The organism is Blautia sp. CGZ-1-C1, assembly GCF_056504575.1.
The window spans coordinates 54,626-79,297 of sequence record NZ_JBWLUT010000090.1; the positions used below are offsets into that span (position 1 = coordinate 54,626).

Annotated in this window: 21 protein-coding genes; 19 read left to right on the forward strand and 2 right to left on the reverse strand. The window is 41.6% G+C overall.

The window, feature by feature from the left end; all coding sequences use genetic code 11:
• Nucleotides 1-41: 41 nt before the first annotated feature.
• The 5 genes from AC058W_RS07550 (at nucleotide 42) to AC058W_RS07570 (ending at nucleotide 5,490) form a co-directional block, all read left to right on the forward strand.
• Entirely contained in the window at nucleotides 42-1,064 is a 1,023-nt protein-coding gene (locus tag AC058W_RS07550; protein WP_118411245.1) for a zinc-dependent alcohol dehydrogenase, read from the forward strand.
• Between the two features lie 26 nt (nucleotides 1,065-1,090).
• Complete coding sequence (locus AC058W_RS07555; RefSeq protein ID WP_118411246.1) at nucleotides 1,091-1,927, forward strand: sugar phosphate isomerase/epimerase family protein; 837 nt, start codon at nucleotides 1,091-1,093, stop codon at nucleotides 1,925-1,927.
• Between the two features lie 19 nt (nucleotides 1,928-1,946).
• Complete coding sequence (locus AC058W_RS07560; protein WP_173681313.1) at nucleotides 1,947-2,984, forward strand: Gfo/Idh/MocA family protein; 1,038 nt, start codon at nucleotides 1,947-1,949, stop codon at nucleotides 2,982-2,984.
• 13 nt (nucleotides 2,985-2,997) lie between these two features.
• Complete coding sequence (locus AC058W_RS07565) at nucleotides 2,998-3,918, forward strand: sugar phosphate isomerase/epimerase family protein (protein WP_118411248.1); 921 nt, start codon at nucleotides 2,998-3,000, stop codon at nucleotides 3,916-3,918.
• 303 nt (nucleotides 3,919-4,221) lie between these two features.
• On the forward strand, nucleotides 4,222-5,490 hold the full coding sequence (locus tag AC058W_RS07570) for an MATE family efflux transporter (RefSeq protein ID WP_479389922.1): 1,269 nt from the start codon (nucleotides 4,222-4,224) through the stop codon (nucleotides 5,488-5,490).
• 45 nt (nucleotides 5,491-5,535) lie between these two features.
• Here the strand turns inward: AC058W_RS07570 and AC058W_RS07575 are convergent, their stop codons facing one another.
• Nucleotides 5,536-5,895 carry an arsenate reductase family protein gene (locus AC058W_RS07575; RefSeq protein WP_182448710.1) on the reverse strand — a complete coding sequence of 120 codons (360 nt, stop codon included), beginning with the start codon at nucleotides 5,893-5,895 and terminating at the stop codon, nucleotides 5,536-5,538.
• 251 nt (nucleotides 5,896-6,146) lie between these two features.
• Here AC058W_RS07575 and AC058W_RS07580 point away from each other — a divergent pair, with 251 nt between their 5' ends.
• Complete coding sequence (locus AC058W_RS07580) at nucleotides 6,147-6,359, forward strand: hypothetical protein (RefSeq protein WP_479389912.1); 213 nt, start codon at nucleotides 6,147-6,149, stop codon at nucleotides 6,357-6,359.
• Nucleotides 6,360-6,487: 128 nt separating this feature from the next.
• Here AC058W_RS07580 and AC058W_RS07585 read toward each other — a convergent pair whose 3' ends face one another.
• Nucleotides 6,488-6,880 carry a C-GCAxxG-C-C family protein gene (locus tag AC058W_RS07585; RefSeq protein ID WP_118590655.1) on the reverse strand — a complete coding sequence of 131 codons (393 nt, stop codon included), beginning with the start codon at nucleotides 6,878-6,880 and terminating at the stop codon, nucleotides 6,488-6,490.
• A 264-nt stretch (nucleotides 6,881-7,144) separates the two neighbouring features.
• Here AC058W_RS07585 and AC058W_RS07590 point away from each other — a divergent pair, with 264 nt between their 5' ends.
• The 13 genes from AC058W_RS07590 to AC058W_RS07650 all read left to right on the forward strand — a co-directional run bounded on the left by AC058W_RS07590 (nucleotide 7,145) and on the right by AC058W_RS07650 (nucleotide 24,665).
• Nucleotides 7,145-8,008, forward strand: coding sequence for a substrate-binding domain-containing protein (locus AC058W_RS07590; RefSeq protein WP_117844351.1), 864 nt, complete (start codon nucleotides 7,145-7,147; stop codon nucleotides 8,006-8,008).
• A 146-nt stretch (nucleotides 8,009-8,154) separates the two neighbouring features.
• Nucleotides 8,155-9,012, forward strand: coding sequence for a phosphate ABC transporter permease subunit PstC (pstC, locus tag AC058W_RS07595; protein WP_479389913.1), 858 nt, complete (start codon nucleotides 8,155-8,157; stop codon nucleotides 9,010-9,012).
• The gene (gene pstA, locus AC058W_RS07600) at nucleotides 9,002-9,907 is read left to right on the forward strand and encodes a phosphate ABC transporter permease PstA (protein WP_479389914.1); all 906 of its coding nucleotides are present in this window, start codon (nucleotides 9,002-9,004) and stop codon (nucleotides 9,905-9,907) included. The genes pstC and pstA overlap by 11 nt, the downstream gene beginning before the upstream one ends.
• Nucleotides 9,908-9,912: 5 nt before the next feature.
• The gene (gene pstB / locus AC058W_RS07605; RefSeq protein ID WP_117674897.1) at nucleotides 9,913-10,671 is read left to right on the forward strand and encodes a phosphate ABC transporter ATP-binding protein PstB; all 759 of its coding nucleotides are present in this window, start codon (nucleotides 9,913-9,915) and stop codon (nucleotides 10,669-10,671) included.
• Between the two features lie 2 nt (nucleotides 10,672-10,673).
• The gene (gene phoU / locus AC058W_RS07610; RefSeq protein ID WP_117674896.1) at nucleotides 10,674-11,345 is read left to right on the forward strand and encodes a phosphate signaling complex protein PhoU; all 672 of its coding nucleotides are present in this window, start codon (nucleotides 10,674-10,676) and stop codon (nucleotides 11,343-11,345) included.
• A 354-nt stretch (nucleotides 11,346-11,699) separates the two neighbouring features.
• A complete protein-coding gene (locus AC058W_RS07615) occupies nucleotides 11,700-13,367 on the forward strand; it encodes a sensor histidine kinase (protein ID WP_479389915.1) in 1,668 nt (555 codons plus the stop codon).
• 244 nt (nucleotides 13,368-13,611) lie between these two features.
• Nucleotides 13,612-16,377 (forward strand): glycoside hydrolase family 3 protein, encoded by a 2,766-nt coding sequence (locus tag AC058W_RS07620; RefSeq protein ID WP_479389916.1) that lies wholly within the window; start codon nucleotides 13,612-13,614, stop codon nucleotides 16,375-16,377.
• A 102-nt stretch (nucleotides 16,378-16,479) separates the two neighbouring features.
• Nucleotides 16,480-17,037 carry a TetR/AcrR family transcriptional regulator C-terminal domain-containing protein gene (locus AC058W_RS07625; RefSeq protein ID WP_118774870.1) on the forward strand — a complete coding sequence of 186 codons (558 nt, stop codon included), beginning with the start codon at nucleotides 16,480-16,482 and terminating at the stop codon, nucleotides 17,035-17,037.
• Between the two features lie 342 nt (nucleotides 17,038-17,379).
• Nucleotides 17,380-17,952 carry a DUF308 domain-containing protein gene (locus AC058W_RS07630; protein WP_243102419.1) on the forward strand — a complete coding sequence of 191 codons (573 nt, stop codon included), beginning with the start codon at nucleotides 17,380-17,382 and terminating at the stop codon, nucleotides 17,950-17,952.
• Between the two features lie 174 nt (nucleotides 17,953-18,126).
• The gene (locus AC058W_RS07635; RefSeq protein WP_117674891.1) at nucleotides 18,127-19,470 is read left to right on the forward strand and encodes a radical SAM protein; all 1,344 of its coding nucleotides are present in this window, start codon (nucleotides 18,127-18,129) and stop codon (nucleotides 19,468-19,470) included.
• Between the two features lie 487 nt (nucleotides 19,471-19,957).
• Nucleotides 19,958-21,604 (forward strand): response regulator, encoded by a 1,647-nt coding sequence (locus AC058W_RS07640; protein ID WP_118590663.1) that lies wholly within the window; start codon nucleotides 19,958-19,960, stop codon nucleotides 21,602-21,604.
• 3 nt (nucleotides 21,605-21,607) lie between these two features.
• Nucleotides 21,608-23,053: a sensor histidine kinase gene (locus AC058W_RS07645; RefSeq protein ID WP_118590665.1), complete on the forward strand. Its 1,446-nt coding sequence runs from the start codon at nucleotides 21,608-21,610 to the stop codon at nucleotides 23,051-23,053.
• A 568-nt stretch (nucleotides 23,054-23,621) separates the two neighbouring features.
• On the forward strand, nucleotides 23,622-24,665 hold the full coding sequence (locus AC058W_RS07650; protein WP_117674888.1) for an ABC transporter substrate-binding protein: 1,044 nt from the start codon (nucleotides 23,622-23,624) through the stop codon (nucleotides 24,663-24,665).
• Nucleotides 24,666-24,672: the final 7 nt, after the last annotated feature.

Sequence of the window (24,672 nt, forward strand, 5' to 3'; positions counted from 1 at the left end):
TACAGAGAGGAGGATACAGTAGAAATTACTGTGACAAAAAAATGAAAGCGATTGTATTTAAAGATTTAGCAACTTGGACATATGAGGAAAGATCAGTACCTGAAATTAAAAAAGTAAATGATGTATTGGTAGAAGTAGAAGCAGCAAGTATTTGTGGTACAGATGTGCATGTACTTGGAAACCCTCCTGGATTTATTGGAACAAAGGGAAGTATCCTTGGACATGAGTGTGTAGGAACTGTAAGAGAAATCGGAGATGGTGTAGAAGGACTGAAAGTAGGAGACAGAGTAGTTCTGGTACCGAATATTCCATGCGGATACTGTGAATCATGCCGACAGGGAAAAGCAAACATGTGTGAAAATGAAAAAGTAATGGGTGTAACCTGTGATGGAGTGTTTGCAAAATATTTTGTTGCTCCAGAAGTAGCATTAACGAAAATTCCAGATGATATGGATAAAGATCTGGCAATCTTTGCTGAGCCGGTAAAATGTGTAATGGGAGCTATGGATTGGGTTAGAGTTCTCCCGGGAGAAACGGTATTAATTCTTGGCGGTGGTCCAATTGGACTGTATTTCATTATGCTGATGAAAGCAAATGGTGCAGGAAAAATCATTGTTTCAGAACCTTCAGAATATAGAGCAAAATATGCAATGGATTGCGGAGCAGACATTATTATTGACCCAACAAAACAGAATCTTGCTGAAGAAATTGCTAAAATTACAGGTGGACGCGGCGTAGACATTTCTGTAGATGCAGTGGGTGTTTTGATTAATGATGCAATTGTAAATACATGTAAAGGTGGACGAATTGTATTAATGGGTCAGAACGGAGCTGTAAATGAAACAATTTGCCAAAACGATATTGTGTCAAAAGGATTGAGCATTTTTGGTAACTATATCGGAAACTATATTATGTCCAGAACGGTAAAGACACTGGAAGCAGGAATCATTCCTGTTGAAAAGATAATCACACATAAGCTCCCGATGTCTAAATTCGCAGAGGGACTGGATGCTATGAGAAAAGGTGTTGGTTTAGAGGTTATCTTATATCCGGATGAGAACTAAAAGCACAAAGTCGAGGTGAAAAGGTTATGTATAAATATAGCATGACACAATGGATTGTAGGAAACGAAGATATAGAATACAGTTTTCAGAGACTGAAAAAAAATGGTTATGATGGAATAGAATTTGCAGCAGAGCCGTATACAATTGATCAGGAAAGAATGGTTTCGTTATTAAAAAAATACGAAATGGAATGCACATCGTTGTGTGGTATCTTTCCAGAAGAAAGAGATCTGACATCCAGAGATCCGGAGTGTGCAAATACAGCGATCCAATATATTAAAGACAGCGTTGATTTTGCTGTCAAAGTGGGTGCTCCTTATATAATTGTGGTGCCTTCTCCTGTGGGAAGAGTTGCGCTTCCGGAAGGCTATACATATGATGAAGTGTGGGAAAATGCAAAAAAGAATCTGAAAATTGCTGCAGATTATGCTGCATCTAAAAATGTAAAACTTGCAATAGAAGCCATCAACCGATATGAAACATACTTTTTGAATACTTTAACAAAAGCATACAAATTTGTATGTGAAATGAATCATCCGGCTGTCTGGATTATGGCAGATATGTTTCATATGAGTTTGGAAGAAAATAATATTGGAGCAAGCCTGAGAATGATTGCAGATCGGCTGATTCATGTACATATTGCAGATAATACACGTGAGGCAGCAGGACTTGGAAAGACAGATTTTAAGGAAATGTTTTATGTGCTCCGAGATATCGGTTATAAAGGACCATTGACCATGGAATTTATGCCGAGATTAGCCAATCCATATGAGTCCGGAGATCTTGAAACAAAGTCTCATTTGATGGATAAATATGCGGAACAGGCAATCAACTATATGAAGACACTGGAGAAAAGTGTCTGATAAAACCGGAGGGGGGAATATGGTAAGAATAGGCGTAATAGGGTGTGGGAAAATTGCACAGACCAGACATCTTCCTGAATATGCAGGAAACAAAGACTGTAAGATTATCGGAGTATATGATCTGAATTTTGAAAGAGCATCTGAAATTGCCAGTCAATATGATGCAACAGCATATTCTTCAGTAGAAGAATTATTAGCAGATCAACAAATTGATGCAGTTAGTATCTGTGTGGCAAATAATGCCCATGCGGAAATCTCTATTCAGGCATTAAATTGTGGAAAACATGTTCTTTGCGAAAAACCAATGGCAACGACATTGGAAGACTGTGAGAAAATGGTAAAAGCAGCGTCTGAAAATGGAAAGTTTCTTATGATTGGTCAGAATCAGAGACTTGCAAAGGCACATGTGAAGGCAAAACAATTAATTGCAGATGGTGCAATTGGAACAGTCAGAACATTTAAAACAACCTTTGGACATTGCGGACCTGAGACATGGAGCATAGATCCTGGAAAATCCAGTTGGTTTTTTGATAAAAAAAGAGCTGCAATGGGAGCAATGGCTGATTTAGGAATTCATAAAACTGATCTGATACAGTATTTGTTGGATACAACAGTAGCGGAGACAAGAGCATTCGTTGGAACACTAGATAAAAAAGATGCAGCAGGTAACTTTATCGGGGTGGACGATAATGCAATCTGCATATATACAATGAACAACGGAATTGTAGGAACGATGACAGCAAGTTGGTCTTATTATGGAGAAGAAGACAATTCTACGGTACTTTATGGAACAGAGGGAATTATGAAAATATATTCCAATCCCAAATTTGCTATTGAAATCATTACGAAAGATGTTGAAAAAGTATTATATGATATTGATAAGATTCAGACTAATGATAATCAGACAAAATCTGGAATTATTGATGCATTTGTAGAATCTATTGTTAAAAATGAAGAACCTGTAATTAGTGGAAAAAGTGTATTATCCGCAATGAGAGCAGTTTTCGCAAGTATAGAAGCTTCTGAATGTGGTCATACAGTGAAAATCAGACAGTGAATGAGGGAATAAAATGAAATTAGGATTAGTAAGTGCCATATACGACGATGTCGATTATGAAAAATTAATTGATCTGGTGGCAGATGCAGGACTGGAATGTGTGGAAGTTGCATGTTGGCCTGTGGAAAAAGCAGAGCGAAGATATGCTGGCGTGAGTCACATAAATGTCGAAAAAGTCTTAACAGATGAAGCATATTGTTGTCATATCCTGGATTATGCAAAGAAGAAAAAAATCGAAACTTCTTCTTTGGCTTATTACCCGAATACTATGGATGGAGATATAGAGAAAAGAAACCGTGCAGTATCACATTTAAAAAAGGTAATTTGTGCGTCAGCAAAATTAGGTGTCAATATGGTAACGACTTTTATAGGACGTGACCAAAGTAAGAATGTTGAAGACAATTTGCAGCTTATGAGAGAAATTTGGCCGCCAATATTGAAATTAGCTGAACAGGAAAATGTAAAAATAGCAATTGAAAACTGCCCGATGTTATTTGGACAAGATCAATGGCCAGGTGGACAAAATTTAATGACCTCACCTGTAATCTGGCGAAAAGTATTTGAAATTTTGGACAGTCCTATGTTAGGTATCAATTATGACCCATCCCATTTTATCTGGCAAAAAATGGATTATATCAAGCCGTTATATGAATTTAAAGATAAGATTTTTCATGTACATTTTAAAGATATAAAAGTCTATGAGGATAAATTGAAGGAAGCCGGAGTAATGGCATATCCTTTGGATTATATGACACCTAAGATTCCTGGTTTAGGGGATGTAAACTGGGCAAAATATGTTTCAGCATTAACAGACATTCAGTTTGATGGATATGGTTGCATAGAAATAGAAGACCGTGCTTTTGAAGCTTCGCTGGATGAAAAGATAAAATCTGTTAAAATTAGCACAAAATATCTGAGAAGTTTTGTGATTTAATTAAAATGAGTAAAAAGGCTATTGCACTATAAAGTGTGCAGTAGCCTTTTTAAATTGTGCGCCCGGTGGCGCACGTTTCTAACGGGTTAAAGTCCCGAATCCACCCGGTAGTGGGAAGGATATAGCCGAAGGCAAGGGTGTCCATCGTGAGGTGGAATCTGAAGGAAGCCGGATGTGGGAACAGACTAACCACGGGCAAATCTCTGGTCTGACGAACAGAAATCTCATATAAGGTCATGCATGAGGGTAAGGCAGCGAGTCAAGTCGAAGCCCAATAACTACACGGAATTATACAGTGTGAATATGCTGGATAATATGATGCTTGGAAGCTATGATCAGAATGCACTTTCCGGGGCAGCCACTGTGAACCAGATTTTCTTTGTTGTAAATCAGCTTGCCATTGCGATCGGAAATGCCCTGATCGTAATGAGTTCCCAGTACTGGGGGAAAAAAGATACCTGTGCGATCAGGAAACTGACAGGAATTGTACTGATATTCAGCCTGCTGGCAGCAATGCTCATCCTTGCAGTGTGTTCGGCATTTCCGGAACAATTGCTTGGCCTGTTCACAACATCACCGGATATTATTATGGAAGGCCAGACTTATCTTAAGATATGGAAATGGACGTTTGTCTTATTTCTGATCAGTAATCTTCTAATCTCCATGCTGAGAAGTGTGGAGACAGTGCAGATTTCATTTATTGTTTCTGTGATATCTCTGATCGTAAACGGTGGAATTAATTATACATTGATCTTCGGACATTTTGGATTTCCGGAAATGGGGATTAAAGGTGCTGCAATAGGAACACTGACAGCCAGAAGCCTGGAGTTTCTGATCGTTCTGTTTTATGTGGCAAAGATTGATAAGAAAGTCCGGATATTTGAAGGTGGCTTGTTAAGAGGAACATTCACAGCTGAGAACAGAAAACTGTGCAGGGATTTTATTAAAGTATCCACTCCTGTCATCCTTTCCGGACTGGTCTGGGCAATTTCGATTCCTATGCAGACTGCAATACTGGGACATCTTTCTTCGGATGCGATTGCAGCGAATTCCGTAGCGACAACATTCTTTCAGTATTTAAAAGTAATAGTAGTAGCGATCGCTTCTGCTTCCTCTGTAGTAATCGGAAAGTCTATCGGTCAGGGCGACAGAAATGAAGTGAAGGCTGTTGGACGGATGTTGTCAGTAATCGATATTTCCATAGGAATTATACTGGCAATAGTTTTACTTATTTTGAGAAAACAGTTGCTGTCTATGTATAATCTCACAGAGGAGGCAACAATCCTTGCAGACCACCTGATGATAGTCATGAGTGTGGTTATGGTGGGAATGTCCTATCAGATGCCTGTTTCTGTAGGTGTTATTCAGGGCGGCGGAGATACAAAATTCCAGATGTATATGAATCTGATCTCAACATGGGGAATTGTAATGCCCCTGTCTTTCCTGGCTGCGTTCGTATGGAAACTTCCGGTGGAATGGGTAGTTGTAGCCGTCCAGTCGGATCAGCTGTTTAAATGTGTGCCTGTGTTCCTGAGATTCAGAAGTTATAAATGGATCAGGAAGCTGACCTGACACATTAGTTACCACGATTGCTATAAAAAAGAGGTTATGCACACATCATATGTGCATAGCCTCGATCCATTCTTTCTCCCTGAATCCGGTAAGTACAAAGTTATCTCCGGTTACCAGCGGCCGTTTCACCAGCATTCCATCTGTAGCAAGGAGTTTCAGCTGCTCATCTTCAGACATATCTTTTAACTTATCTTTTAATCCCATTTCCTTATAGAGCATTCCGCTTGTATTAAAGAATTTCTTCAGTGGAAGACCACTTTTTGCGTACCATTCCTTTAGTTCTTCGTAAGCAGGATTTTCTTCTTTAATAGCCCGTTCTTCATAATTGATATTGTGTTCGTCCAGCCATTTCAGGGCTTTCATGCAGGTACTGCATTTGCGGTAAACTAAAACTTTCATAGACATTCTCCTCGTTTAGATTTATCGTAACTATTTACAGGTAATTACTTCCTTTATTATTGTTCCGGATAGATATATCATAAATTGGAAAGGGCGATTTTGCAAGAGAATGTTATGGAAGAATTGTAAGGCTTAGATTTTCATGTTAATATATCCATATACAAAAGAAAAATGGAATATTTGACGGTGATATAAAAAGGATACAAAAATATTCACATATAAAATGGTCAGAGCCATTTCGGAAGGAGGCAGGTAAAATGACAGGATTTGGAGATAGGATTTACGAAAGAGGAATGCGTACAGGAGAACAAAATGGAATACAGAAAGGAATACAACAAGGACGTCATGAGGGAATGATTCTTGGTGCTCTTATGAGTGGAAAAACTCCGGAAGAGGTTGCTGAGATGCTGAATCTGCCTCTGGAGGAAATAAAAAAAGTTCAGGAACAACAGATGACTGCAAACAGATAGTAGAAGAAAATTACTGATATAAAGTTAATAGGGAACCGGGAAATTTAAAATTGAGAGAGGCTATGCACGTTATGGGTGTATAGCCTCTTTTGTGTTGGTATTTATGTATTGTAAATATCTGCCTGAAATCAATTTTCTGATTTTAATGCATTTTCCAGGAATTTCACCGCATCTCTGACACAGTCATCACAGGAGCGGATTACCTTTCCGGTCTCCACACCCTTTAAGTCTTTACATATTACAGTTCCATTCTGCTGTTTAAACTGATTCATGACAGAGCGGACAGTCTGAGAGGTTCCTGCCTTGTCCTGGTTAATAAGTCCTGCTACAACTGCAGCACCGGAGATTGCTCCGCATGTACCGGCCATAGTGCCAAGACCTGCACCGAATCCCTGTGTGATCTTTTTGAGTGTATCCTCATCCATAGATGCCTCTTTACAGAAAGAACAGGCCACAGCCTGTGCACAGTTATAGCCGTTATGTTTCTTTTCTACTGCTTTTTCACATCTTAAGTTTTCCATATATAAAATCCTCCTGCATATAAATTTTAAACGAAGATATAGCTTATGATAGCATCTGGAGCCTGTTTTTACAACCTTCACAAAAATTTTCAATTTACAAAGATTTTACTTTAGCGTGATTTTACATTTAACTTTGGATTCCTATAATAGCACTTGTAAATGAGGCAACAAGTTATAAAACATAAAAATATTAAAAAGGAAATGAGCCTTTCACTTTATCTTAAAATTAAAAAACATGGCTCATGGGAAGAGGAGAAAATTATCATGAAGAAAAAAATCGCAACAATCCTTACAGCAGCAGTTATCGGAGCAACAGCTTTCACAACAATCGTAAGTGCAGCAAGCGGAGACATCACAGTTGTATCCCGTGAGGACGGTTCCGGTACACGTGGAGCATTCGTAGAACTGTTTGGAATTGAAGAAGAAAAAGATGGCGAGAAAGTAGATATGACTACAGATGAAGCAAGTGTAACAAACAGCACATCTGTTATGATGACAACAGTTGCAGGTGATGAGAATGCGATCGGTTATATTTCACTTGGTTCTCTGGATGATACAGTAAAGGCAGTTAAGATCGACGGCGTAGAAGCTACTGTAGATAATGTTTCCAATGATTCTTACAAAATCGCACGTCCATTCAACATCCTTACATCTGATAAAGAAAGCGATGCAGCAAAGGATTTCGTAAACTACATCATGAGCTCTGACGGACAGAAGATCGTAGAGGACAACGGATATATCAAAGAAGCAGCAGATGCTAAGGCTTATGAAGCAGCAGACGGAGTTTCCGGTAAAGTAGTAGTTGCAGGTTCTTCTTCTGTAACACCGGTTATGGAGAAACTTGCAGAAGGCTATGAAGCAGTAAATAAAGACGTAACTGTAGAAGTTCAGCAGAGCGATTCCACAACAGGTGTAAACATGGCGGCAGAAGGAACAGCAGATATCGGTATGGCATCCCGTGACCTGAAGGATGAAGAGAAAGACCTTGGTCTTACAGCTACAGTTATCGCAAGAGATGGTATCGCAGTTATCGTAAACAAAGACAATGACATTGATGAACTTACAAGTGATCAGGTAAAGGCTGTATACACAGGTGAGACTACTACATGGGAAGATCTTGCTAAATAATGTAACAGATTTAGTTTCAGAGCAGTTCGCCTGTGGATGAAATAATACAGCAGGCGGGCTGTTTGTATGTCGAAAATCATATTTTCAGAATTGCTGTAAAAGTGACAGGTTATGATTTTTGATACAGGGAAAGAAAGGTGTAATGAATGAACCACTTTAAAGAAAAAGCAATGAAATGTGTGTTTCTGATCGCAGCCTGTACTTCAGTGCTGGCAGTATTTCTGATCTGTGCATTTCTGTTTGCAAATGGTGTCCCGGCTATCGGGGAAATCGGTCCGCTGAAGTTCCTGTTGGGAACAAAGTGGAAGCCGTCAAATGATATTTTTGGAATCCTTCCAATGATCGTAGCAAGTATCTATGTAACTGCAGGTGCCATTCTTCTTGGTGTGCCGATCGCACTTTTTACTTCTGTTTTTATGGCACGTTACTGTCCGAAAAAAATCTACAGACCATTGAAATCAGGAATTGAACTGATGGCAGGTGTACCTTCTATTGTATATGGTTTCTTTGGATTGATTCTCATTGTTCCTCTGATCAGACAGATTTTCGGTGGAACAGGAACCAGTATGCTGGCAGCTTGTGTTTTGCTTGGAATGATGATCCTTCCGACGATCATCGGAGTTACGGAATCTGCAATCCGCAGTGTGCCTGAGAGCTATTACGAAGGTTCACTGGCACTGGGAGCAACCAAGGAGCGAAGCATCTTTTTTGTCATGCTTCCGGCAGCAAAGTCAGGTATTCTGGCAGCTGTAGTGCTTGGAATCGGTCGTGCGATCGGTGAGACAATGGCTGTTGTAATGGTTGCAGGTAACCAGCCGAGAATGCCACAGGGAATCCTGAAAGGTGTCCGTACCATGACTGCAAACATTGTTACTGAGATGGGTTATGCAACAGGTCTTCATAGGGAAGCACTTATTGCAACGGCAGTTGTGCTATTTATCTTTATCCTTATCATTAACCTGAGTCTTTCTTTACTGAACAGGAGGGCAGAACATGCAAATTGATACAGCAGCGGCAATTGATTTGTCCAAAGAAAAAAAGCAGAATGAGTCTTCGTTCTCAGATCAGATGAAGGCATATATTAAGCATCCGGGATCAGGTGTTCTTGCATTGCTTACCCTTTTGGGTGCAGTCCTGACATTTGCATTACTGTTCTTTCTGATCGGATATATTCTGGTCAAGGGTGCACCGTATCTGTCAACAGACTTATTCAGTTTAACTTACGATTCAGAGAATCTTTCCTTACTTCCTTCTCTGATCAATACATTTATCCTGACGGTCGTTTCTCTTGTGATTGCGGCACCGTTGGGAATTTTTGCAGCAATCTATCTGGTAGAATATGCGAAAAAAGGAAGCAAGCTTGTAAATGTGATCCGTATCACAGCCGAGACACTTTCCGGTATTCCATCTATTGTATATGGTCTTTTCGGTATGTTGTTTTTCGTGACAGCACTTCACTGGGGGCTGTCACTTTTATCCGGTGCGTTTACACTGGTGATCATGATTCTTCCTCTGATCATGCGTACCGCAGAGGAAGCTTTGAAATCTGTTCCGGATTCTTACCGTGAAGCAAGTTTCGGACTTGGCGCAGGTAAGCTGCGTACAATTTTTACGATCGTTCTGCCGTCAGCAGTACCTGGAATCCTGGCTGGCGTGATTCTGGCAATCGGTCGTGTGATCGGTGAGACAGCAGCACTGATCTATACAGCAGGTACGGTTGCAGAAGTACCGAAGAATCTGATGGGTTCCGGCCGTACACTGGCACTTCATATGTATGTGCTGTCCGGTGAGGGCCTTCATATGAATCAGGCATCTGCGACAGCAGTTGTTATTCTGGCATTTGTTCTTGTGATCAATTTCCTGTCCGGAGCGGTTGCCAAACGAATTGCGAAAGGATAAAAGACATGGGTGAGAATGCAAAAATAACAGTTGAGAATATGAATTTATATTACGGGAAGTTCCATGCATTAAAGAACATCAATATGGAGATTCCTGAGAAAGAAATCACAGCTTTTATCGGTCCGAGCGGTTGTGGTAAATCCACTCTTCTGAAGTCTTTAAACCGAATGAATGATCTGGTAGAGGGCTGTGTGATCACCGGTAAAGTACAGCTTGACGGTGAGGATATTTACGGAGATATGGATGTCAATCTGTTACGAAAAAGAGTGGGAATGGTATTCCAGAAGCCGAATCCATTTCCGATGAGTATCTATGATAACATTGCATATGGACCAAGAACACATGGAATCCGTTCTAAAGCAAAACTGGATGATATCGTAGAGAAATCCCTTCGCGATGCAGCTATCTGGGAAGAGGTGAAAGACCGTCTGAAAAAAAGTGCACTGGGAATGTCCGGTGGACAGCAGCAGAGGCTTTGCATTGCCAGAGCACTTGCGGTTCAGCCGGAAGTGCTCCTGATGGATGAGCCAACATCCGCACTTGACCCTATTTCAACTTCCAAGATCGAGGAGCTGGCAATGGAGTTAAAGAAGGATTATACGATTGTTATGGTAACTCATAATATGCAGCAGGCAACCCGAATTTCTGACAAAACAGCGTTCTTTTTACTGGGAGAAGTCATTGAATTTGCAGATACGGATAAGCTGTTTTCCATGCCTGCGGATAAACGTACAGAGGACTATATTACAGGAAGGTTTGGTTGATTATGTCAAAGTATTTCGAGAGACAGCTGGAGGAACTGCATGTCCAGCTTATTACTCTGGGAAGCTACTGCGAGAAGGCTATTTCTTTTTCCGCAAAAGCGATCCAGAAGGTGCAGAATGAGGAAATTGTCCGTCGGGTTTTTGAGACGGACAGAGACATTGATGCGAAGGAAAGAGAGATTGAGAACCTCTGTCTGAGTCTTCTGCTTCATCAGCATCCGGTGGCAAGAGATTTAAGAGAAATCTCCGCTGCATTGAAGATGGTTTCTGATATGGAACGTATCGGGGATCAGGCCGCAGACATTGCAGATCTTTCCTTATATATTGCAAAGGATACCAGTGCGATACCGGATACGATCACAAAGATGGCAGAGGACACAGTGAGTATGGTGACAGAGAGTGTGGATGCATTTGTAAAGAGTGATCTGGAGCTGTGCCGAAATGTCATTGACAGAGATGATGTGGTGGATGATGCGTTTAATGAGATCAAAGAGAAACTTGCAGATATGATCTACGGGGGAAAACTGGATGCCAAGACCGGACTGGATCTCCTTATGACTGCCAAGTATTTCGAGCGTATCGGAGACCATGCGGTAAATATTGCAGAATGGGTGGAATATTCTATCACAGGCCAGCACAGGAATAATGAACATCAGGATTATCTGAATAATTAACTGAATGATGGAGGTCTCGTGTTATAAGCGACGAAAGTTTGCAGACAGAGACGATATATATCCGCAGGCGGGAACCGTTTGCGGATATTTGAGTATATTTAAGGCTGTAAATACACTGTTGACTTATAGCAATTTTCAAAAATAATGCAATTAATCCAGACCATCAGAGAGTGAAGTCCCGCGTCAGATATCTTTGTCGTGCGCCAGCACGCCGGCAGATATCTTCCTTGCCCTTCGCACTCTGCTGGACTGTCTTATTTGCATTATTTTGTAGAATTGCTATAGGTTATTTTATAGAAAGAATGATATATGGTAATATAACTGAAATCATATAATGAAGGGATGGGAAGAGAAGTGACAAAGAAAATTTTTAAATCTATGATGCTGGTGTGCGCAGTGGTTCTGGCAGCAGGACTGGCACTGGTTCTGGGGATTCTTTACAGAAATTTTGACAGACAGATGCGAGATGAACTGGTAAAAGAAGCTGCTTATCTGGAATATGGAGTGGAACAGCAGGGCGCAGATTATCTTAAAAATATCAAGGATAAGAGTGCCAGAATTACATATATTGCTCAGGATGGAACGGTGCTTTTTGACAATGAGGCAGATGTTTCTGAGATGGAAAACCATAGGGACAGAGATGAATTTCAGAAGGCTGAGAAGTATGGTGCGGGAGAATCTTCGAGGTATTCAGATACTCTTTCCGAAAAAACGACCTACTACGCTCTACGCCTGAAAGACGGTACGGTTCTCAGGGTTTCGGGAACGCAGGATTCGGTGTTTGCTCTGGTGGAGAACCTGGTGCTGCCGTTGTGCTGGATTCTGCTTATTATGCTTGTTCTTTCAGGAATTATTGCGTCTGTGATATCAAAGAAGATCGTGAAACCGGTGAATGAACTGGATCTGGAGCATCCGGAAGAGAATCAGATTTATGAGGAACTTTCACCCTTATTGAGTAAGATACACAGGCAGAACAGGGAGATTCAGAATCAGCTGGAACTGGCAAAACAGCAGCAGCAGGAATTTTCACTGATTACAGAAAATATGCAGGAAGGTCTGATCGTGATCGATAAATATACGATGATTCTTTCGGCTAATTCCAGTGCATGGAATCTGTTCCGGATGGACAAGGTGCGTCAGGGAGAAAGTGTTTACTGTCTGGATCGCGCGGAGGATTTCCGCCATGCAATTGAACATGTTCTGGAAGGGGAACATGAGGAGCTTGTCCTGAAATTAAATGGAAGTGATATTCAGCTGATCGCCAATCCTGTGATACGGGGACAGAAGACGGAGGGTGCGGTGATCCTGCTTGTGGATGTGACAGAGAAGCTTGAGAGGGAGAATCTGCGCAGGGAGTTTTCTGCAAATGTTTCCCATGAATTAAAGACGCCTCTGACTTCTATTTCCGGATTTGCGGAGATTATTCAGGGTGGTTTTGTGAAGGAGGAGGATATTCCTAAGTTTGCAGGACGTATCTATAAGGAGTCACAGAGGTTGCTTCAGCTTGTGGAAGATGTGATCCAGATTTCACAGCTTGATGAGGAGAAGACGCCTTATGTATGGGAGCCGGTGGATGTTTATCAGGTTTGTAAGAGTGCGTTTGACAGTCTGAAGGAGAAAGCATATAAGATGAATGTGCATCTTTATATCTGTGGAGAGTCGATGAAGATGGAGGCAATCAGGACTCTTCTTGAGGAGGCTGTTTATAATGTTTGTGATAATGCGATTAAGTATAACAGGAATGATGGTAGTGTGAGTATCTTTCTGGAGCAGACGGCACAGGAGGTGCAGATTGTGGTTAAGGATACGGGGATTGGAATTCCGAGGGAAGATCAGGATCGGGTGTTTGAGAGATTCTATCGGGTGGATAAGAGTCATTCTAAGGAGATTGGGGGCACTGGATTGGGGCTTTCGATTGTGAAGCATGCGGTTAGTACTTTGGATGGTAGTGTTGGACTTAGAAGTGAGGTGGGAAGTGGAACTGAAATCTGTATGAAGTTTCCGAAGGTGCATAAAGAATAATTGGGAACTGGTTGTGGTAGTTTTTTTGAATAGAGGATGTTACTTGCTTTAAGGGTGGTAGGTAACATTCTTTTTTGGTTGGTTGGTTATTTTTCTGTAAATATTTGGTGTTTCCAATGGGAGGGTTTTCTGATAAGATGGGAAATGGTAAATATTTTGAAAGGTCATTGGGAATGCCATTGCAGTGGTTGAGGTTGTACAAGGGTGTGTGTGATGGCTTTTGTGGAGAAAGGAAATAGATATTATGAATAGTTATAAGCTGGATTTGGAGAAGTATGCTGCATTGGCGAGACAGGCTGTGGCTGAGGGGTGTGTGTTGCTGGAGAATGAGGGGCAGGCGCTTCCGTTGAGAGATGGGGAGAGGGTTGCTGTTTTTGGGCGTATGGCGTTTCATTATTATAAGAGTGGGCTTGGCTCTGGTGGTTTGGTGAATACGAGGTATGTCGTGGGGATTCTGGATGCTTTGAAGGAGTGTGAAGGGGTTCATCTGGATGAGAAGCTGATGGGGATTTATGAGGATTGGATTATGGAGAATCCTTATGATGAAGGTCAGGGCTGGGGGCGTGTGCCCTGGTGTCAGAAGGAGATGGATGTGACAGAGGAGATGCTTGACTGTGCGCGCAGGAATGATGTTTCTCTGGTTGTTATTGGCAGAACTGCGGGTGAGGATCAGGATAACAATGCGAAGGCTGGCAGTTATTGTCTGACGGAGACGGAGGAGGATATGATCCGCCGTGTCTGTGAGGTGAGTAAGCGTACAGTTGTTGTGCTTAATGTTGGTAATATTATTGATATGAGCTGGGTGGAGAAGTATCGTCCGCAGGCTGTTCTGTATGTATGGCAGGGGGGCCAGGAAGGTGGAAATGGTGTGGCTGATGTGCTGACTGGTAAGGTTTGTGCGTGTGGTAAGCTGACGGATACGATTGCTGCTGATATTAAGGATTATCCGTCTACTGAGAATTTCGGGGATCCGTTTAAGAATTATTATAAGGAAGATATTTATGTCGGATATCGTTATTTTGAGACGTTTGCGAGGGATAAGGTGCTTTATCCGTTTGGATATGGGTTGTCTTATACAACTTTTGAGATGAAGGCGGGGGTTCTTAAGAATACAGGGGATGAGATTACGGTGTCTGCAACGGCTACCAATACCGGTGAGGTAAAGGGGAAAGAGGTTGTTCAGGTTTATGTGAAGGTTCCGCAGGGGAAACTTGGAAATCCGGCGAGAAAGCTGATTGGGTTTGCGAAGACGAAGGAGCTGGAGTCTGGAGAGCAGGAAGAGGTTTGTATTGTTATTCCGAAGTATGATATGGCTTCTTATGATGACAGTGGTGTGACCGGGCATAAGTCTTGTTATGTTCTGGAAGAGGGAACTTATGAGATTTTTGTCGGCAGTGATGTGAGAAGTGCGGTATCTGTCGGATGTTATGAGGAAGAGTTCCGGGTGATTGAGGAGCTTGAGGAGGCTTATGCGCCGGTTGAGAAGTTTCAGAGGATGAAGGCTGTTTTGTTGCCGGATGGGACTTATCAGGCAGTGACTGAGGATGTGCCGGTCCGTACGATTGATCCTCAGGAGCGTAGGGCGAATGAGATACCGGAAACTTATGTCTATACAGGCGATAAGGGATATAAGCTGGTGGATGTGCTGGATAAGAAGGTTTCCATGGAGGAGTTTGTTGCGCAGATTAGTGAGGAGGATCTGATCGCGATGTTCCGGGGTGAGGGTATGTGTAGCCCGAAGGTTACTGCGGGAACGGCGGCTGCTTTTGGTGGAGTGACAGATGGCCTGACTGCGCTTGGAATTCCGGTTGGATGTTGTTCGGATGGTCCGTCCGGTATTCGTATGGATTGTGGTACGAAGGCGTTTTCGCTGCCGAATGGAACTTCTCTTGGCTGTACTTTTAATGTGGAGCTTGTGGATGCATTGTATGAGATGACTGGTAAGGAGCTTCGTCTGAATAAGATTGATTCTCTTCTTGGACCGGGTATGAATATTCACAGAAATCCATTGAACGGACGTAATTTTGAGTATATTTCTGAGGATCCGATTCTTACAGGCAGGATTTGTGCAGCTCAGGTGAAGGCTATGGCGAAGTCTGGAATCGGAAGTACGATCAAGCATTTCTGTGGTAATAATCAGGAGGTTGGAAGAAGTACTTCGGACTCTGTGATCTCTGAGAGAGCTTTGCGTGAGATTTATCTGAAAGGTTTTGAGATTGCGGTAAAAGAGGGCGGTGCGCGTTCTGTGATGACGACTTATGGAAGCGTGAACGGGCTCTGGACGGCTGGAAGTTATGATTTGTGTACGACTATTCTTCGTAAGGAATGGGGATTTGATGGTATTGTGATGACTGACTGGTGGGCGAAGTCCAACTACGAAGGACATCAGGCTGAAGTGCCGGTGAAAGCACCGATGGTAGCGGCTCAGAATGATATTTATATGGTAGTAAGTGATGCGAAGGCAAATCCTGAGAATGATGATGTAGAGGAGATGCTTCATGCAGGAAAGATTACTCTGGGTGAATTGCAGAGAAATGCGGCAAATATTCTGGGATTTTTGTTAAAGAGTCCGTCTATTCTGCTTCTGGCAGACAGAATCTGTGAAGAGGAGCTGGAGGCTATGAATACGAAAGAAGAGGATGACGTGGATGCCGGAAGTCTGGTGAATATTGAGAGTGATCCACAGACACAGGAGATTGTAATTGATGGTGCGTTATTGCATCCTGCGAAGGGGAATGCAGATGTACTGGCAGTTACCAATGATTTTATGGGTGATTTCACAATGAAGTTTACGCTGAAGTCTGATCTTGGAGAGTTGGCGCAGCTTCCTGTTTCTGTATTTTTGGATAATATTCATAAGATGACTGTTTCTGTTCAGGGAACCAATGGAAAATGGGTGGAGGAAAGCCGGATTCTGAATATGGGATTTGGACATAATCACTACATTAAACTTTATTATGGAGCAGATAACCTCGAAATTGAGAAAATTGTGCTGACTCCAAATAGGTAAGACCAATTTGCGGAAGGCTTGCAAAATAAAATCCTTTATGGCATAATATGGAAATACTCAAAAACCCGTTGGAAATTATAAGTGTGATGAGGAAAAGATAATATGTCTGGTTTTACAAAGGAAATAATTGCGAGGACTTTTACAGAATTACTTGAAGAGAAATCCATGGCTAAGATAACGGTCAAGGATATTGTGGAGCGATGCGGAGTAAACAGGAATACTTTTTATTATCATTTCCGGGATATTCCGGATGTCGTTGAGTTTATTCTGAAGAAGAAGTGGGATGAGATTCTGGAAGCGCCACAGGAGAAAACGTCAATCCTGGAGTGTATGGAGGAGATGGCTTCTTTAGTCAGGGATAATCGAAAGCTGATGCTGAACGTTTATAAATCAGTAAAAAGAGATACATTTCTTGTTTATATGAACGAGATTGCTACCTATATTATTACGGAATATTTTAAGAAGAATCTGGATAAATTTGATTTGAACAGAGATGAGATCAGTATTCTTATCAAATATTACAAATGTCTGTTTATAGGAATTCTGATGGAGTGGCTGAATAATGCGCTGGAGGATGATCTGGGAGTTGAGATGCGCCAGGCAGTTGAGCTGATGAGCCGTCATCCGGAGCTGACTTCGATTCTTAATAAAACAAGTTAATATTTTGGTCAATTTTGGAACTATAAATACTGTAATTAATCCAATCCATCAGAGCGTGAAGTCCTGCGTCAGATATCTTTGCCGTGCGTCATGAACAGGAGCTTTGGATGAGCATTAATTATTGTGTTTGTCATTATGTCTCGAAATTGAAAAAATATTCTGCAAGATTTATATTATACAAAATCAAGCTCATGTCTGATTTTTGGACATGGGCTTTTTTTTGTCTATTTATTGTTAAAAATATCACAGTTATAATAACAGCCAGAAAGAGGGAAAAACAAAGAGGCTGAGATGAACATTCAGCCTGATAATTCAGGAAGGAGGAGAGGTAGGGTGAATGCAATGAAACAGTTAAAATTAGCGAAGAATGGATATATTATCATGTCTGTTCTGTTTATGATTCTGGGTATCTGCCTGATCATATGGCCGGACTGCTCAATGGCAGTATTTTGTACGGCAGTAGGAATTATGTTTATTGTATATGGTGCCATAAAAATCATAGGATATTTTTCCAGAGATTTTTACTGTCTGGCATTTCAGTTTGATCTTGCCTTTGGTGCACTGCTGGCGGCTGTTGGTGTCGTTATTATTATACGTAGAAACGTGGTAGTGAATCTGATTTTTGGAATATTTGGAATTCTGATACTTGCGGATGCTCTGTTTAAGATTCAGACGTCTATAGATGCAAAAAAGTTTGGACTGAGTCTCTGGTGGAGAATTTTGCTGATGGCAATCCTTGCAGGAGTTCTGGGATTGTTGCTTCTGGTGAGACCGTTTGAGGCTGCAGAGGTGATGATGATTCTGGTTGGAGTTTCACTTCTATTTGAAGGAATTCTGAATTTGTGTGTGGCAATTTATACTGTAAAAATTATTAAAAATCAGAAGCAGGATATCATAGATATGGATGAGTATTGAATAAGATAGAGAGACAGATACGTACGTTGTTGGAAGCAAAAAAGATCTTATTGGTAGTCAGAAATAAAAATTATGCTGGTACAGCGTAAATAAAAAATGTCCATTATGGCAGGAATTATTATACGAAGCACCGGTGTTGAGATATATTACATTACAACAAGGAGGAGTAATCACATGAAGTTAATGGACAAAGCAAAACAGGCTGCACTTGTAGCAGCAGTTAAAACAGGTCTGGGTTATCTGGAGAAAGATCCGGAAGTAAATATACCGAAGTTGATGGAACTTGTAGATAAAGTAGTACCGGATGGCTGGTATGAGGCACAGAGAAATGCAATCCGTAATGCAATCCAGGATAAAAACAGCAACTGGTATAAACTGATTCTCAGAATTTATGATCTGGATCCGGGTGTACGTGAGGCGTTCTTTACAAACTTTATTATCAATGCCAGCTTAAAGGGAAGTGCATTACAGGAGGAAACTGCGGAGGCAAACAACTGTAATGTTCCGTGGGCTATCCTGCTTGACCCTACAAGTGCCTGTAATCTGCACTGCACAGGATGCTGGGCAGCTGAATATGGTCACAAGCTGAATCTTGATTTTGATACCATCTGTTCTATCGTAGAGCAGGGAAGAAAACTCGGAACTTATATGTACATATATACAGGTGGAGAACCTCTGGTTCGTAAGAAAGACCTAATCCGTATCTGTGAGAAATATCCGGATTGTGAGTTCCTTTCCTTTACAAATGGTACTCTGATCGATGAAGAGTTCTGTCAGGAAATGCTTCGTGTGAAGAACTTCGTACCGGCAATCAGTCTGGAAGGTTCTGAGGAAGCAAATGATGGTCGTCGTGGAGATGGTGTATATCAGAAGGTTATGCATGCGATGGAACTTCTGAAATCACATAAACTTCCGTTTGGTGTATCTACTTGCTATACTTCTGCAAACGTAGACAGTGTAAGCAGTGAGGAATATTTTGACCATATGATCGACTGTGGTGCTCTGTTTGTATGGTTCTTCCATTACATGCCGACAGGTAATGATGCAGTGGTAGAGTTGATGCCGAATCCACAGCAGCGTGAAAAGATGTATCACAAAATCAGAGAGTATCGTTCTACAAAGGCAATCTTCAGCATGGATTTCCAGAATGATGCGCAGTATGTTGGCGGATGTATCGCTGGTGGAAGACGTTATCTGCATATCAATGCCAATGGTGATGTGGATCCTTGTGTATTTATTCATTATTCTAATGCAAATATCTACAAAGAGAGTCTGCTGGATGCATTGAAGAGCCCGATTTTCATGGCATATCATGATGGACAGCCGTTTAATGAAAATATGCTTCGTCCATGTCCAATGCTTGAGAATCCGCAGAAGCTGCGTAAGATGGTGGAAGAGTCTGGTGCGAAGTCTACGGATTTGCAGTCTCCGGAGTCGGTGGAGCATCTTTGTGCGAAGTGTGATGCTTATGCAGAGCATTGGAAACCGAAGGCGGAGGAGTTGTTTCATACCAAATAGAAGGGTATGATGTAAACTTATTTATTAAAAAACGTTAACCTGAAATATAACTATATAGCTGCAGAAAAGCCTCTTGTCTGGTCACCCCCTGTCTGGACAAGAGGTTTTTTGTGCCTTTTTTCGGAGGGGGACGCGCGAAGCAGCATCTCTCTGTGGGTTCAGTTCCGGGGGCTAAGTAACTCTAAGGTTTGGAAAATCCGCTAAGGGCATGAAGAAAAATGCAAAACTCGCTCCGCCTCCGACTTCGCTCAGACACGTTGCTATTTTTCTTCATAACGCGGATTCCCCAAACCTAAGAGTTACTAAGCCCCCTCCAAATTCACCCACAGAGAGATGCTGCTTCGCGCTGGAGACTGGCTGTGGGAAAAGTGGCGGTGGGGCGTATTAGTGAAAAATAACTTGCCTGATGGGGCAACATGTATTAAAGTTATATATATTTTCAGTGAGTTTAGATGGGCGCGTGAGTTTTGAGGAGGAGTTTGATTAGATGTTAAAGACGTTTTTGGTAGAGGATGAGGTTGTGATCAGGGAGATGATTAAGAAGATGATTCCCTGGGAGCAGTATGGGTTTGAGCTTGCGGGAGAGGCTTCGGATGGGGAGATGGCGTTGCCTTTGATTTTGAAGAGTAAGCCGGATCTTTTGATTACGGATATTAAGATGCCGTTTATGGACGGGCTGACGCTTTGTAAGTTGGTGAAGAAGGAGCTGCCGAATATTAAGATTGTGATTCTTAGCGGGTATGATGATTTTAATTATGCGAAGCAGGCGATTAATATCGGGGTTGAGGATTATCTTTTGAAGCCGATTACGAAGAATGCGTTTATTGAGCGTCTGCAGGAGATTCATGACCGTTATGAACATGAGAAGACGCAGATGGAGTATTATGAGAAGTTTCGTCTGGAGATGCAGGAGTATGAGAGGAATGCGAGCAGGGATTTTTTTGAATCGCTGGTGAGGGCGGATTCGGATCTGGAGGAGGTTTATCAGAGGGCAGATCGTCTGAATCTGGATATTGTGGCGGAGGCTTATAATATTTTGATTTTCAGCCCGGATATTTCTGACAGTAGCAGTAATTTGTCGGAGGGGTATTCGGACTGGGAGGCGGAGGTTCATAAGAAGATTGAAAATTATTTTCTGAGTCATCCGGTTGCTATGCTTTTCAGACATCAGGTGTTTAGTTATGCGATTCTTGTTAAGGGGCAGAGAGAGAGTATTGAGGCGAACACCAGAGAGTGTGTGGAAGCGGTTCAAAAGATTATGGAGGAAACCAGTAAGGATGTGGACTGGTTTGTTGCTGTAGGGGAAGAGGCGGATCGTCTGAGTAAGATTAAGCAGAGTTATCATACTGCGACGAGAGCTTATGCGTTTCGTTATCTTTATGATGGACATATTCTTTATTATAATATGCTTGAACAGGCAAGGGAAAATTCAGCAGATTCGTCGAAGGCAGAGGCGGTTCAGTTAAAGAGTGTGAATGTCAATGCGCTTAATCCTGAAATTCTGCAGAAATTTCTGAGTAGTGGTCTGGAAGAGGAAGTTAGCAGTTTTGTGCATGACTATTTCCATGCGATCGGGCATGAGCCAATGGAGTCTTTGGTGTTCCGAAATTATGTGGTCTTGAATATTCGCTTTTCGGTGCTGTCGTTTTTGAAAAAGATGGGGTATGACGATACGGAGTTATCCAGGGAAGAGACGGATGATATTGTGGAGAAGACCAGTCAGTCTACGGAGGCGTCTATTGCTTATGCGGAGGATATTCTTAAGAGGGCAATTGCGATTCGGGATGAGAATGCCGGTAATCAGAATCGGAATGTTTTGAAGCAGGCGGTGTATTTTATTGACGGACATTATATGGATGAGGAGATTTCTCTGAATAAGGTTGCGCATGTGGCGAATGTCAGTGCGAATCATTTCAGTGCGTTGTTCAGCCAGAATATGGGGCAGACTTTTATTGAGTATCTGACTTCTCTGCGTATGAGTAAAGCGAAGGAATTGCTTCGCTGCACGGCGAAACGTTCGAGCGAGATTGCGGGAGAAGTAGGATATAAGGATGCGCATTATTTCAGTTATCTTTTTAAGAAGACGCAGAAGATGACTCCGAGTGAATATCGTAAAACGAGAGGGGAAGTCTGATTCATGAGGCAAAAGCAGGAAAAGCTGGAAACTAAGATGAAGTGGATGCTTCTGAGCACTATGATCCCTATGGCAATCCTGATCATAGTGCTTCTTCTTTTTTTCTGGCATTATACAAATAAATATAATCAGTTATCTAATAACCTGGCGGTAAGCGCAGAATATAATGCGAATTTTAGAAACTCTAATAATGATATGAGTTTCAAGGACGAGGTAGATATGGATATCTACTATGTGACTATCGGACGAAAAGGGAAAGATGATCTTCCGACAGAGCAGGTAAAGAGAGCAATCGATACGGTAGAGAAGCTGAAAAAAACTACAGAGAAGGAAGAGAGTTTACGTTCTCTTAAGTATCTGACAAATTATCTGAAAAATCTTCAGAAGCGGATGAATCAGCTTCTTGATATCAAGGATTATCAGCAGCGACAGGAATTTATGGCGAATAATACGGAAATTCTGACGACGCTTTTTGAGAAAGAGATGCAGAATTATATTTATCAGGAAGCAACTCAGCTGGTGCAGGTGGAGTCACAGCTTGCAGGAAATGTCCGGCTGACGATTCTGACGATGTGTGCGGCGATTCTTATTGCAACCTGTATTCTGATGAGACGATCTTTCCGTCTGACTTATAGCATTACAAAGCCGATTTCCGAGATCCTTCATAATATTAAGAAGGTGGGAAAAGGAGAATACAAGACAATTAATAAAGTTCCCGCGGATTGTATCGAGATTCAGGAACTGGATGCAGGTACCAGAAAGATGGCAGGAAGGATTGAAGGTCTTCTGGAAAATGTCCGCAAGGAGCAGGATGCGCAGCACCTGACAGAACTGCAGCTGCTTCAGGCGCAGGTGAATCCGCATTTCTTGTATAATACGCTGGATACGATCGTGTGGCTGGTAGAGGGGGGAATGCAGCAGGATGCGGTAGATATGATCACAAGCCTGTCTGTTTTTTTCCGGACTTCTCTTTCTAAGGGAAATGATATTATTCCGTTGTCTGAGGAAGAGCGTCATACATTGAGTTATCTGGAGATTCAACAATCCAGATACAGGGATATTATGGAGTTTGAGATTAATATTCCGCCGGAACTGGATGGTGTTATGATACCGAAGCTTACTTTGCAGCCTCTTGCGGAGAATGCGCTTTATCATGGAATTAAGAATAAGCGTGGAAAAGGTAAGATTCTTATCGAGGGATTTGACCTGGATGAGGATAATATGATGCTCAGGGTTACAGATAATGGACAGGGAATGACGCCGGAGCGTCTTCATGAAGTACAGGAGGCAATCCGCACTGGTGAGAGAGCGGGATTTGGACTTGCTGCGGTTTCGGAGAGAATCAAGCTTTATTATGGACCTGGTTATGGACTGAAAATTTCCTCAACGGAAGGAGAGGGGACAGTTATGGAAGTGTATATGGCGAAGAAGATTAACCTGAATAAGTAAATAAATGCTTCCGATTTTGGGCATTTTAGCATGAAAAAAGATAGTTTGCCTTTGTTGGATTATTTATAAAAGCTGCATGGAGTTAAGTTTTTTAACCAAATCAAGTAAGTCCCCTGCTTCAATTGCGAAGAGCAATAAGCAGTGGGTGGGGACTTGCTTGTATCAGAAGGGGTACAAGCCCCTTCTGATAAACTGCGAAGCAGTTATTTGGTTATGAGCAAGTAGCGAAAGCGGATTGCGAATATCCGATTGACTTGCCAGGTAGCTTTTTTTAGTATGGTATATTCTGGAAATTAAGCATTAACGTAGTATACAGAAGATTGAAAACGGATTAATGTCAGATTATGTGGAATTATGCAATATGAATATTAAACGAATTAAAAAATCACATCTTATATCCATAGTACACAATAAAAAAATCAACTTTCACAATAAAAAAACAAACTTTGTATAAATTATGAACAAAATATGATAGAAGAATAAACTTTTTGCGGAAAATATTCTATGGAATTTCTCTGGATTTTTACTATAATAAAGACATCTTAAATGAATCGGGAGGATTTACAAAATGAAGAAAAAAATCGTGTCAGCTTTATTAACAGCAACTATGGTATGCGGTATGTGTGTAGTTCCTACAGTGGGTGTAGCAGCAGCGGACGACACAATCACAGTTGGTTTTTCACAGGTAGGTGCAGAATCTGACTGGCGTACAGCAAATACAGAATCCATGAAATCTACATTCAGCGAAGAGAACGGATACAACTTAATCTTCGACGATGCACAGCAGAAACAGGAAAACCAGTTAACAGCAATCCGTAACTTCATCCAGCAGGAAGTTGATTATATCGTACTTGCTCCTGTAACAGAAACAGGATGGGATACAGTACTTCAGGAAGCTAAAGATGCAGGAATCCCTGTAATCATCGTAGACCGTATGGTTGATGTATCTGATGACAGCCTTTACACAGCATGGGTTGGATCAAACTTCAAACTTGAAGGTCAGAAAGCTATGGCATGGCTGGATGCATATCTGGAAGCAAAAGGACGTGGAGATGAAGATATCAATCTTGTAGATATCCAGGGAACAATCGGTGCATCTGCTCAGATCGGACGTACAGAAGGATTTGATGAAGCTGTAGAAGCTCATGACAACTGGAACACAATTGCACAGCAGTCTGGTGAATTTACACAGGCTAAAGGCCAGGAAGTTATGGAATCTATCCTGAAACAGAGCGGTGATGATATCGACGTTGTTTACTGCGAGAACGATAACGAAGCATTCGGTGCAATTGATGCAATCGAGGCTGCTGGTTATGAAGTTGGTGGAGAAGAAGGTCAGATCCTTGTAATGTCCTTCGATACAACAAACGCAGGTCTTACAGATACATTAAGCGGAAAAATCACACTGGATACAGAGTGTAACCCATTACACGGACCACGTGTACAGGAAATCATCGAGAAACTGGAAGCAGGCGAAGATGTTGACAAACAGGCATATGTAGAAGAAGAAATGTTTGCAGCTGATGATACAGTTACATCTATTAAAGTTGAAGACGCTGATTATGAAGTAACAACTATTACTCAGGACATCATTGATGGACGTGCATATTAATTATCAG

Bases quoted from the DNA above. Each gene is read 5' to 3' on its own strand.
- AC058W_RS07550 (WP_118411245.1), top strand. From the start codon at position 42: ATGAAAGCGATTGTATTTAAAGATTTAGCAACTTGGACATATGAGGAA.
- AC058W_RS07555 (WP_118411246.1), top strand. From the start codon at position 1,091: ATGTATAAATATAGCATGACACAATGGATTGTAGGAAACGAAGATATA.
- AC058W_RS07560 (WP_173681313.1), top strand. From the start codon at position 1,947: ATGGTAAGAATAGGCGTAATAGGGTGTGGGAAAATTGCACAGACCAGA.
- AC058W_RS07565 (WP_118411248.1), top strand. From the start codon at position 2,998: ATGAAATTAGGATTAGTAAGTGCCATATACGACGATGTCGATTATGAA.
- AC058W_RS07570 (WP_479389922.1), top strand. From the start codon at position 4,222: ATGCTGGATAATATGATGCTTGGAAGCTATGATCAGAATGCACTTTCC.
- AC058W_RS07575 (WP_182448710.1), bottom strand. From the start codon at position 5,895: ATGTCTATGAAAGTTTTAGTTTACCGCAAATGCAGTACCTGCATGAAA.
- AC058W_RS07580 (WP_479389912.1), top strand. From the start codon at position 6,147: ATGACAGGATTTGGAGATAGGATTTACGAAAGAGGAATGCGTACAGGA.
- AC058W_RS07585 (WP_118590655.1), bottom strand. From the start codon at position 6,880: ATGGAAAACTTAAGATGTGAAAAAGCAGTAGAAAAGAAACATAACGGC.
- AC058W_RS07590 (WP_117844351.1), top strand. From the start codon at position 7,145: ATGAAGAAAAAAATCGCAACAATCCTTACAGCAGCAGTTATCGGAGCA.
- pstC (WP_479389913.1), top strand. From the start codon at position 8,155: ATGAACCACTTTAAAGAAAAAGCAATGAAATGTGTGTTTCTGATCGCA.
- pstA (WP_479389914.1), top strand. From the start codon at position 9,002: ATGCAAATTGATACAGCAGCGGCAATTGATTTGTCCAAAGAAAAAAAG.
- pstB (WP_117674897.1), top strand. From the start codon at position 9,913: ATGGGTGAGAATGCAAAAATAACAGTTGAGAATATGAATTTATATTAC.
- phoU (WP_117674896.1), top strand. From the start codon at position 10,674: ATGTCAAAGTATTTCGAGAGACAGCTGGAGGAACTGCATGTCCAGCTT.
- AC058W_RS07620 (WP_479389916.1), top strand. From the start codon at position 13,612: ATGAATAGTTATAAGCTGGATTTGGAGAAGTATGCTGCATTGGCGAGA.
- AC058W_RS07625 (WP_118774870.1), top strand. From the start codon at position 16,480: ATGTCTGGTTTTACAAAGGAAATAATTGCGAGGACTTTTACAGAATTA.
- AC058W_RS07630 (WP_243102419.1), top strand. From the start codon at position 17,380: ATGAAACAGTTAAAATTAGCGAAGAATGGATATATTATCATGTCTGTT.
- AC058W_RS07635 (WP_117674891.1), top strand. From the start codon at position 18,127: ATGAAGTTAATGGACAAAGCAAAACAGGCTGCACTTGTAGCAGCAGTT.
- AC058W_RS07640 (WP_118590663.1), top strand. From the start codon at position 19,958: ATGTTAAAGACGTTTTTGGTAGAGGATGAGGTTGTGATCAGGGAGATG.
- AC058W_RS07645 (WP_118590665.1), top strand. From the start codon at position 21,608: ATGAGGCAAAAGCAGGAAAAGCTGGAAACTAAGATGAAGTGGATGCTT.
- AC058W_RS07650 (WP_117674888.1), top strand. From the start codon at position 23,622: ATGAAGAAAAAAATCGTGTCAGCTTTATTAACAGCAACTATGGTATGC.